Origin of the sequence: Streptomyces sp. XM83C (genome assembly GCF_023072675.1) — a bacterium.
Taxonomy (GTDB): domain Bacteria; phylum Actinomycetota; class Actinomycetes; order Streptomycetales; family Streptomycetaceae; genus Streptomyces; species Streptomyces thermocoprophilus.
Map to the genome: position 1 here is coordinate 1 of NZ_JALLGL010000252.1, position 9,243 is coordinate 9,243.

Genomic DNA, 9,243 nt, shown 5'->3' on the forward strand with positions numbered 1-9,243 from the left:
CGGACCGGATCGGCCCCCTCACGCCGCAGCGCGGTGATCAGCTTGTTGAACTGCCGCGGGCTCAGCCCGGTGAACGGACCTATCCAAGAGGGCTCCGACGCCGTGATCACACCAGCCACAGCAAAATCATCTCACCTCTGACCAGCAGTTACGGGACAACCTCTAGCGGCTGGCGGTGATCAATGCGATCAGGGCAAGGCAGACGAGACCAACACGCAGCGCTCGTATTGCACGGTTAGCCCACACATATTTCCTATTCGCGACGAGAGAGTTTGCATGCACCTGAAGTGCAATATGGTTGGTGATCTCTTCGTCGTTTCCCGTTAGCGCGGCCAGCACCTGTGCGTATGTCGGCGCATCGTGCTCATATTGACGTTTGACGTCGCCGTAGAACAGAAGGTTCGTTGGACTGCGCTCGGCCTCAGCCTGCGCCGGCTCGGTTTCACTTTCACCACGAGGCACACTGCGCCTCGCCCACATGCCGCGCAGTTTCGAGCGCAGCTCGCCAGGCAAAGGAGGTTTCAGTTGAGGCGCAAGGGCTGCCATGGCGAACAGTCCGGCGAGAAAGATCATGAGGCAGCCGACGACTGCGACGACATCGAGGACGATTCCGGGGTTGCTCTGGTCTTTGAGCAGGTTGTAGGCGACCCCACCAGCAACACCAGCAGCGGCCAGGGCCGCGACGCTTTTGGTCTCAGCGTGCTTCACCCAGTCGTTTACTAGATTCAGGGCTTTCCACGCATGCTCCGGCTGGAGGGTATTCGGACTAGGGATACCTTCTCCGACCTGCTCGTCGTTCGAGGGGTCCTGCTGCGGCGTCACGAGGACAACCCAGCACGTCGCGCTCGCAGCGCTTGACGTTCTTGCTGCGCCTTCACCCAGATCGCCTCACGCATCTGAGCCGACGCGGCCGCTCGTTTCAGATGATCGACGTCGTCGCGCTTCTTCTCACCACGCAGAACGGCCGCGCAATATTCCTCCCCGTGGGTAGCACACCAAGTGGAGGACAGCACGCGCCCTTGAGCCTCTGGGTCTCCGTCAGGAAGCCGATCGATGGTGTGGTCTCCCCAGAGGGTGTCAGACGGCCCCTCGCCGCAAGGGCAGGTGTAAGCCAGGTAGTCATTCTTCTCGACCCGGTCCCACACGCTGCCAGTCACAGCCATGAGGTGTCGATCGACCGACTGTGCCGCTTTGGCCGCGTAGTTGACAGCCTTGCCCGCCCAAACCGGCTCCTGCTGGTTGAGGTTGCGGGGCGTACCGACCCGCTTGACGAGGAGACGGCTGGAGGCAACGCCGACCTTGTATCCGGTGCTGGGCAGTTGGGGGTCGTTGGGCCACCGGTCTTCAAGACGTTTCACCAAGTCGACGCTGAACGTCTTGACGGTGATCCCGGCAGCCACCGCACGCTCGTAACGGAGGTCCCCCCAGAAGAGTGCGAACGCGCCGTCCCCCTGAATCGCCAGGAAGTCGGCCTCAAACTCGTCGAAGATCCTTACGACTCCGCCGGTGCTGGCCTCGTAGATACTGGCCGTACTCGCGGCCCACTTCGCGGTGCCCAACTTGGTTGAGCCCTTCAAGTCCGCGACCACGGCGACTGCGTCGGTAACCTTGTGCCACTTCCTCGCTGTGATCGGCAACGCCGACACATCAAGGTTGTGCCCCTTGTCCACCACTTCTGGCGTGGACGCGAACTCGTCCTTCGCCTTCTGGTCGAGGTCCTTGAGTAGGCCCTCGAGTCTTACCTCAGTCACGGACACCCCTCCCACTCGCCGGTGCTGTTCCTACGGTACGGGAGGGGTCCGACAGAGCCGGGCGAACACAGGACTGCGCCAGGCGAGGCGCAGGTCGAAGGGGTGTGTGCCTACGAACTCCGTGACGTCCAGTGCCGCCCACCTGCCATCCATGCTGCGTTTCTGCAGGTCAGCACGTGATGGGTGAAAAGGCTTGACTCAGGTGACGAGGGTGCCCAAAACGTATACTCTGCGTAGCCATCGCAGCTGCGGTCAACGTGGGTACCGCTCCGAACCACGGACCGTCCCGGAAGCTGCGCCAGGACAGGTGGTCGTAGGTGTAGGCGGCGTGGAACCTGAGGTCTTCGGCCCGCCGCCAGATCTTCTGTCCTTCGGCCCACCGGTGGATGGGGAGGATCACCGTGCTCAGACGCATGTCCCCGACCATATGCAGGCTTCCCGCTGCCGCGGATATACAGACGCACTAGACCCGCACGTTCACAAGCCGGCCCGCCCTCTGGGAACATCGACACAACCGGACCCATATCGCGGAGGTGCCGTGTGAGTGCCGATTCACTGCCGGCCGGTGACTCTGTCCGGCCACCTGCGCACAGGCACCAGCCGATGGACGACCCCTGGCCCGCCGGCACCTACCTGGGCCTTCTGCCCAAGCGTGCACGACAGGCTCTCCTGCGGGCTGGAAGAGCGATGGACTTCCAGCCCGGCTCGCCGATCATCAGGCAGGGAGAACATGCCTCCCACCTCTTCCTGATCGAGGAGGGGCTCGTCAAAGTCTCGTCCACGACGGCGGAAGGACATGTCAGTCTGCTCGCCATCCGCGCCGCAGGCGATGTGGTCGGGGAACTGGCCGCGATCGACGGGGCGCCCCGTTCTGCCACGGTGACCGCCGTTGGGACGGTACGGGCCCGTGCCATCCATCACGACGAATTCGTACGGTTGTTCCGCGAGCAGCCCGAGGTGGCTCTTGCGCTGGTGACAGCCGTGGCCGGCAAGTTGAGGGCAGCCAGCAGGGCACGGGTGGACACCGGTGGATACCCGCTCCACGTTCGTCTGGCCAGAACACTCGTGGAGCTTGCGGAGACCTATGGAGAGCCCGCAGAGCGTGGAATCGCCATCACCGTCCCGCTGAGCCAGGAAGACCTGGCTGCGCTCATCTCCGCTTCCACGGCGGGATTGACGCGCTCGCTCCGCCACCTCAGGGAGCGCGGACTCATCGGCACCAGCTACCGGCGTCTGACGGTGCTCGACCTAGACGGCCTGAGTGATCTTGCTGCGCTACCCCACTCGGCCGATCGCTGACCACCGGTCTCCCGATGGTGTCGTAGCCATTCTACGCAGGGTTGACGACAGGCGGATGGACATACGTAGGTGAGAGCTACGGGCTACCACCCCCACGGCTCTCCCTACGACTTCACTGCGGCAGGCTCGGCAAGAGCATCCGGCTACAGCCTGACCAGGCTAAACACTGACTCCATGTCAAGACCTGCTCAAATGAGAGAGTCTGGCGCCCCCTTTGCTTCTGTCGCCTGCCTCCGAGAGAGCCCTGGAGATCGGAGCCTTCGGCTCGTAGCGTGGTTCTCGCTGACGGTCCGCATGGGCGGGCGTCCCCTACCAGGGCGCTCAGGACTCGCCGGCAATGGGCTCGGCAAGCAACCTCTCCCCGGGAGACAGCATTGAACACTGACATCTGGATCGCAGCAGTCAGCGCGGTCGTTGCGCTGACCGCGCTTGGGCTGGCAGCCTTCGCCATCGCCAGGATGAGTAGGGCCGCTCCGGTCAAGGTGGCGATGGTGATCATTGCCCTGACCGGGTTCATCACCGCAGTTCCGTTGCTCATCGCGGCGTTCGACTCGTTCCGGGTCTAGAAGTGGCCGGTCAGGGGAGCCCTTCATCCAGGGGCGGCGACGCATGGGGCCGTCGAGAGCGGACGGGCCCATTCCAGAACGCCGGCCACGATCTGGAGGGGGCGCCCCTGATGCCGGAACGGCTGCACACCGAGAAGTTCCGCCTCCTGCGAGAGTTGGGTCTGCCGTCCGACGATCTGCTGATCGCCGGCAGCGCACCCTTGTACGTCAGAGGGCTGCGGGACCAGATGAGCGACCTCGACGTCGTGGCACGGGGTGAGGCCCTTCGGCGGGCGCTTCTGCTCGGCGAAGCCCACCCGGCTCCGTTCGACAGCGCCGTCTCCATCCGATTGATGGGAGGGCAGCTGGAGATCACCAATGCCTGGTTCGTGAGCATCTTCGGTGGTGTGGAGGAACTGTTCGCCCGGACGGAAAGGATCGGAGGTCTCCGGTTCCTGACCCTCTCCGACACGGAAGCGTGGAAACGGCGGCTCAACCGGCCGAAGGACCGGATCGACCTCCTCAGGATTGCCGAGTCGGTCAAGGAGGATAGGTCAGCCCGGGGTGGACTTGCATGCAGTACGCAACCTGCACCATGCCGTTGAGCTGAAACCGTAGCGCATCCGGGGTGCTGAAGGAGGCGATTTCCGGGCCAGGGGGCCACGGGTTCCCGAAGTGCGGCTGTCCTGTGGAGCTGCGTGTCCGGGGGCTGAAAAGGTGGTGAGCGGGGGCGGTCTGGGTGACATGCTCGTTCGTGTGAGCGAAGAGAAGTCGAAGGCCCCTGAGTCGGGATCCATCACCGATCATCCTGGCTGGTTCGGGGCGGGCTACGGCGGCGGGATCATGGCCATCCACGCCAACTGGCCTGCTTATCCCTGCGCGCCGGGTGACGGGCACGGACTGTTCGACCTTGCCCAGTTCCCGGTGGGCACACGGTTCGAACCAATCGACGATATCGACCGGTGTGTCCTGTTCGTTGCCTACGACTACGACCCGAAGAAGCCCGGGCGCCCCGAGAAGCCGTGGTCGAAGTACGCCTATCAGATTGCGATCTGGCACGAGGACCTCATCGCCCTGTCCAAGCAGGGGCTGATCGAGGGCGTGACGCCGATCAGCGAGCGCGAATGGCGCCTCCGCCAGCGTGTCGAGGCCGGTTGGCAGTGGGGCAAGAAGCTGCATGGTCAGGAGAAGGACGGGACTATCAGCGCGCGTGACTGGCCGAGCCTGCCTGAGCTTCCTAACGAGAACGACTTCTGGGGTGAGACCGACCCGTACAACTACCCCGCCTTTGAGCATCGGGGAGTCGACAGCCCGATGACCGTGACGGCCGCCGGCTGGGCCACGGTCACGGAGCAGCTGGCGACTTCCTTCGAGATGCCCGACGCTCTGCCTGCGGTCCGTACGAATCTGGACAGCGGCCACTACGACACGGCCCTGCGAGAGGTGGGCGTCGAGGTCGAAGAGGCTCTTCGGGCGATCATCGGGAGCGACGACGGATACGGACAGGGGCTCGTCGACAAGTTCATCAAGCACCTTGATGACGAGCTGTTTGCCTACAACACGACCTTGAAGATCTACCGACTCCGGCTCCGGACGTACTTCAAGTTCACCCGCAACCTCTACGCTCACAAGAAGAAGCCCCTCGAGCGCGCGCTGGCGCTGGCGCAGGCCACGCACGCCCTTCAGCTGCTAGACGACATCAAGAATGCTGCAGCCGATCGGCAGGAGGAGTAGCCCGGCCCCTCAGGCCCGGGTCGCCCCGCGGTAGTCGCTGGGAGGTATGGCGGTGTCCATCGGGGCAGGTTCGATGGTGCGGCCGCTGCGGGGTGCGCGGAGGACCTGGCCCGTCGTCGGCGAAAAGACCGACGTGGTAGAGGAGCACGAGCATCAGCGGGCCTGACGTGGAGCGCATGCCAGGCGCGTTGGTCGTCGAAAGCCCCAGGTCAGGCTGTGATGCACGAACGAGGCTTGACTGAGGTGACCAGCGTGCCCAACCGCAGCCGCTCGGTCACGGACGCGGCGGCGGTCAGCGTCGGGATCGCACCGAACCAGGGGCCGTCACGGAAGCTGCGCCAGGACAGGTGGTCGTACGTGTAGGCGGTGTGGAAGCCGAGCTGCTCGGCCCGCGTCCAGGCGGAACGGGCGCCTTCGTGCCAGCGGCGGTACGGCAGGATCACGGTGCTCAGACGCAGACTCATGCCTCGAGCGTAAACGGCCGAAAAAGTTTCACGTGAAACACAGCGGCGTCCGGCGGCCCCAGCACCGGACACCGCCGGCCCGATCACCGGACGCTCGGCAGCCCCTGGCGCCCACTCGTCACCGCACGCGGCTGCTCAGCCACGGCGTGAGGGTGAGGGCGGGCACGTACTCCTTGTGCGTACGGTCTCCCGGCAGCGGTACGACGAGGAAGTAGCCGGGCGGGAACCGGCGGGCCCGGACCCAGGCGTGGCCCTGGAAGAGGGCGCGGAGGAACGCGGGCACGTCGTCGCGGTCCACGTCGGGGCAGTCGACGCCCTCCACGGTGATGAGCGCGTCGTGCTCGTCGTAGAGCCGGACGCTCACCCGGGGAACCCCGCCGAACTCGACGTACGCCTCGTGCGGGAGGGAGCCGTCGGGGTCGGTGACGACTCCGACGCCCGCGGCGCTGCGGCGGGAGGTCTGGTCGGCGCCGATGTCATGGCTGACCTCGATCTCGCGGCCGTACTCGCCGGCGAGATGGCGCAGGGCGGTGACGGCGGCCTCGGTGCTGGGCAGGTGGTCCATACCAATCATCCTGCCGGAGAGTGCCCCCCGGCGTCCGGCCACGGTCCCGTTTCGGTCAGTGGCCCTCGGGAAACCGCAGGTAGCGCGGGGGTACGGCCTCGGTCAGCCACACCCCGTTGGTGCTGACGTGGAACACATGGCCGTCGCGGTGCATGGACCCGGCGTCCACCGAGAGCACGACGGGCTGGCCGCGGCGGGCACCGACGCGGGTGGCGGTCTCCCGGTCGGCGGACAGGTGCACGGCGTGCCGGTTCATCGGCCGCAGGCCCTCGGAGCGGATCGCGGCCAGGTTGCGGGCGACGGTGCCGTGGTAGAGATACGGCGGCGGGGTCGCCGGGGGCAGGCCCAGGTCGACGTCGACGCTGTGGCCCTGGCTGGCGCGGATCCGGTCGCCGTCGATCGCGAACCGCTTCTTGTCGTTGGCGGCAACCACATGGTCGAGTTCTTCCCGCGTGAACCGGAATCCGTGGGCCGCGGCTGCCGCGATCAGTGTGTCGATCTCGACCCAGCCGCCCTCGTCGAGGGTGATCCCGATGCGTTCCGGCTGGTGCCGCAGGTGTTTCGCGAGGTACTTCGACACCTTCACGGTGCGTCTTTCGTCCATCTCCTCAGGATGAGGGGAGAGACGAGGATCACGCATGCAGTTTTGGGCGGGATGTTTGCTCCACAGCCAAGTGGGGTTATCCACAGGCGAGTTGAGCAATCTGTGGACAACGTGCGGACACGAAAAGGGGGTTGATCAACGGCCCCATGCCCGACGCCAATTGACCGGTATCTCACCAAACGCCTTACACAGGTGGCTTCATGCGCGCCACGGCCCTCAACGCCCCTGGAGCGAAACGGGAAAGAAGGCGCGCCGCGCGCGCCTCCGGCGTCACCGGCACGACTGCCGCGTTGCGCACGACGGCCCGCAGAACCGCAGCGGCGACTTTTTCCGGTGGGTAGTTGCGCAGACCGTACAGCCGTGCGGCGCGCTTGCGGCGGCGCGCCTCCTCCTCGGTGTCGACGCCCGCGAATCGCGTGGTGGAGGTGATGCCGGTGTTCACGATGCCCGGGCAGATCGCCGTGACTCCGATGTCCTGTCCGGCCAGTTCGGCGCGCAGGCACTCGGAGAGCATCAGCACCGCCGCCTTGGACGTGCTGTAGGCGGTGAGCACGCGGGACGGCTGATAGGCCGCCGCAGAAGCGATGTTGACGATGTGCCCGCCCTGACCGCGCTCGGCCATGCGCTGCCCGAACAGTCGGCAGCCGTGGATGACGCCCCACAGGTTGACGTCGAGCACGGAACGCCAGTCGTCGGCGGTCGTGTCGAGGAATCCGCCGGCGAGCCCGATGCCCGCGTTGTTCACCAGCACGTCCACCACGCCGAGTTGGGTGTGGACCCGCTCGGCGAGCTTCTCCATGGCCTGGGCATCGGAGACGTCGACGGTCTCCGCCCAGGTGCCGGCGGCGCCGTGCAGCCGGGCCAACTCGGCGGTCTCGGCGACGCTTTCCGCGTCCCGGTCGACGGCGACGATCCGGGCGCCGGCCTCGGCGAACGCGAGCGCGGTGGCACGTCCGATGCCGCTGCCCGCCCCGGTGACCAGCACCAGCCGGCCGCCGAAGCGGTCGGAGTGCCGTCCCTGCGCAGCCGGTTGGGGACGTCCGCCCTCCACGCCGGTCACGAACTCCTCGATCCAGGCGCTGACCTGGTCGGGCCGCGTGCGCGGGATCCAGTGCCCTGCCGGGATCGTCCGGCGCGTCAACTGCGGAACCCACGCGTCCAGTTCGTCGTACAGCCGCTCCGACAGGAACGCGTCCCCGGTCGGTGTGATGAGCTGCACCGGCGCGTGCGCATAGGCGTCCGGCCGCGGCCTGCGCAACCGGGCGCGGATGTTGTCCCGGTACAGCCAGGCGCCGTTGGCGGCGTCCTCGGGCAGGGAGGAGGTCGGGTAGGGGCCGGCGGGCACCTTCTCCAGGCGCTCCAGCATGCGCGGCCAGCGCCTGCCGAGCGGCCCCCGCCAGGCGAGTTCGGGCACCTTGGGGGTGTGCAGCAGGTAGACGTACCACGACTTGGCGCCCTGGCCGAGGAGTTGGGCGACCTTGCGCGGAGTGGGCCGCCGCACCCGCTGGGCGATCCAGTGGCCGAAGTGGTCCAGGGACGGCCCCGACAGCGAGGTGAAGGAGGCGATCCTGCCCTTCGCGCGCTCGGCCGTCACGAACTCCCAGCCCTGCACCGAACCCCAGTCGTGGCCGACCAGATGTACCGGCCGGCCCGGGCTCACCGCGTCCGCGACGGCGAGGAAGTCGTCCAGCAGCTTCTCCAGGGTGAACCCGCCGCGCAGCGGGCGCGGCGCCGAGGACCGTCCGTGGCCACGGACGTCGTACAGGACGACGTGGTAGCGGCCCGCGAGCCTGGCGGCGACCTCGGACCACACCTCCTTGCTGTCCGGGTAGCCGTGCACCAGCACGACCGTCGGCCGCGCCGGGTCGCCCAGCTCGGCGACGCACAGCTCGACCCCGCCGGTCCGCACCCAGCGCTCACGCACGTCCTGAAGCGTCATCGGCCCCTCCGTCCCGCCGCCCTGCCCGTCCCCGCCGGCCGGGCGTCGTCGCGAGAGCGCCCCGTACCGCCGGTCGCTCCCGCCGTCCCTGTCCGGTCACCGTCTCGCCGGCTGCGCTACGCACCCGTAACGTGACTCCGGCGCCGCAGCGAATCTGACATTTGTTAGACGAATCGTCAATAGCGGGGCTCGTGCAGGCGTCCCCCAGGGCGAGCCCTAGGCAGTTTCGTTTGGATCACCGGGCGGACCAGAGGAAGATGCCTGCGATGTGGAGTCCGGCCAGGTAGATGGTGGCGGTCTTCTCGTAGCGGGTGGCGATGCCTCGCCATTGCTTGAGGCGGT

9 protein-coding genes and 3 pseudogenes are annotated in these 9,243 nt (G+C 66.8%); 4 read left to right on the plus strand and 8 right to left on the minus strand.

Annotation, left to right across the window (positions count from 1 at the left end; genetic code table 11):
• The 4 genes and pseudogenes from MTQ10_RS23345 to MTQ10_RS23360 form a co-directional block, all read right to left on the minus strand.
• Positions 1-119, minus strand: a pseudogene (locus MTQ10_RS23345) (IS5/IS1182 family transposase); the annotation flags it as partial.
• A gap of 43 nt (positions 120-162) precedes the next feature.
• Entirely contained in the window at positions 163-822 is a 660-nt protein-coding gene (locus MTQ10_RS23350) for a Pycsar system effector family protein (RefSeq protein WP_247472072.1), read from the minus strand.
• Entirely contained in the window at positions 819-1,751 is a 933-nt protein-coding gene (locus MTQ10_RS23355; protein WP_247472074.1) for a hypothetical protein, read from the minus strand. The genes MTQ10_RS23350 and MTQ10_RS23355 overlap by 4 nt, the downstream gene beginning before the upstream one ends.
• A 214-nt stretch (positions 1,752-1,965) precedes the next feature.
• Positions 1,966-2,166 (minus strand): annotated as a pseudogene (locus MTQ10_RS23360) (LLM class flavin-dependent oxidoreductase); the annotation flags it as partial.
• A gap of 272 nt (positions 2,167-2,438) precedes the next feature.
• Between MTQ10_RS23360 and MTQ10_RS23365 the strand changes: the two are divergent.
• From MTQ10_RS23365 to MTQ10_RS23380, 4 genes are all read left to right on the plus strand, one after another.
• Positions 2,439-3,050, plus strand: a complete 612-nt coding sequence (locus tag MTQ10_RS23365) for a Crp/Fnr family transcriptional regulator (RefSeq protein WP_247472075.1) — start codon at positions 2,439-2,441, stop codon at positions 3,048-3,050.
• A 374-nt stretch (positions 3,051-3,424) separates the two neighbouring features.
• Positions 3,425-3,616, plus strand: a complete 192-nt coding sequence (locus tag MTQ10_RS23370; RefSeq protein ID WP_247472076.1) for a hypothetical protein — start codon at positions 3,425-3,427, stop codon at positions 3,614-3,616.
• A gap of 110 nt (positions 3,617-3,726) precedes the next feature.
• A complete protein-coding gene (locus MTQ10_RS23375; RefSeq protein ID WP_247472077.1) occupies positions 3,727-4,200 on the plus strand; it encodes a hypothetical protein in 474 nt (157 codons plus the stop codon).
• 151 nt (positions 4,201-4,351) lie between these two features.
• Entirely contained in the window at positions 4,352-5,329 is a 978-nt protein-coding gene (locus MTQ10_RS23380; protein WP_247472078.1) for a hypothetical protein, read from the plus strand.
• Positions 5,330-5,544: 215 nt separating this feature from the next.
• Here MTQ10_RS23380 and MTQ10_RS23385 read toward each other — a convergent pair.
• The 4 genes and pseudogenes from MTQ10_RS23385 to MTQ10_RS23400 form a co-directional block, all read right to left on the minus strand.
• Positions 5,545-5,793: pseudogene (locus MTQ10_RS23385) on the minus strand (LLM class flavin-dependent oxidoreductase); the annotation flags it as partial.
• 118 nt (positions 5,794-5,911) lie between these two features.
• Entirely contained in the window at positions 5,912-6,358 is a 447-nt protein-coding gene (locus tag MTQ10_RS23390; RefSeq protein WP_247472079.1) for a hypothetical protein, read from the minus strand.
• Positions 6,359-6,413: 55 nt separating this feature from the next.
• Entirely contained in the window at positions 6,414-6,962 is a 549-nt protein-coding gene (locus MTQ10_RS23395; RefSeq protein ID WP_247472080.1) for an RNA 2'-phosphotransferase, read from the minus strand.
• Positions 6,963-7,146: 184 nt separating this feature from the next.
• Positions 7,147-8,901 carry an SDR family oxidoreductase gene (locus MTQ10_RS23400; RefSeq protein ID WP_247472081.1) on the minus strand — a complete coding sequence of 585 codons (1,755 nt, stop codon included), beginning with the start codon at positions 8,899-8,901 and terminating at the stop codon, positions 7,147-7,149.
• Positions 8,902-9,243: the final 342 nt, after the last annotated feature.

What these genes read in the sequence shown, in the direction of transcription:
- MTQ10_RS23365 (WP_247472075.1), top strand. Translation starts at nt 2,439, where the DNA reads ATGGACTTCCAGCCCGGCTCGCCGATCATCAGGCAGGGAGAACATGCC.
- MTQ10_RS23375 (WP_247472077.1), top strand. Translation starts at nt 3,727, where the DNA reads ATGCCGGAACGGCTGCACACCGAGAAGTTCCGCCTCCTGCGAGAGTTG.
- MTQ10_RS23390 (WP_247472079.1), bottom strand. Translation starts at nt 6,358, where the DNA reads ATGGACCACCTGCCCAGCACCGAGGCCGCCGTCACCGCCCTGCGCCAT.
- MTQ10_RS23395 (WP_247472080.1), bottom strand. Translation starts at nt 6,962, where the DNA reads ATGGACGAAAGACGCACCGTGAAGGTGTCGAAGTACCTCGCGAAACAC.
- MTQ10_RS23400 (WP_247472081.1), bottom strand. Translation starts at nt 8,901, where the DNA reads ATGACGCTTCAGGACGTGCGTGAGCGCTGGGTGCGGACCGGCGGGGTC.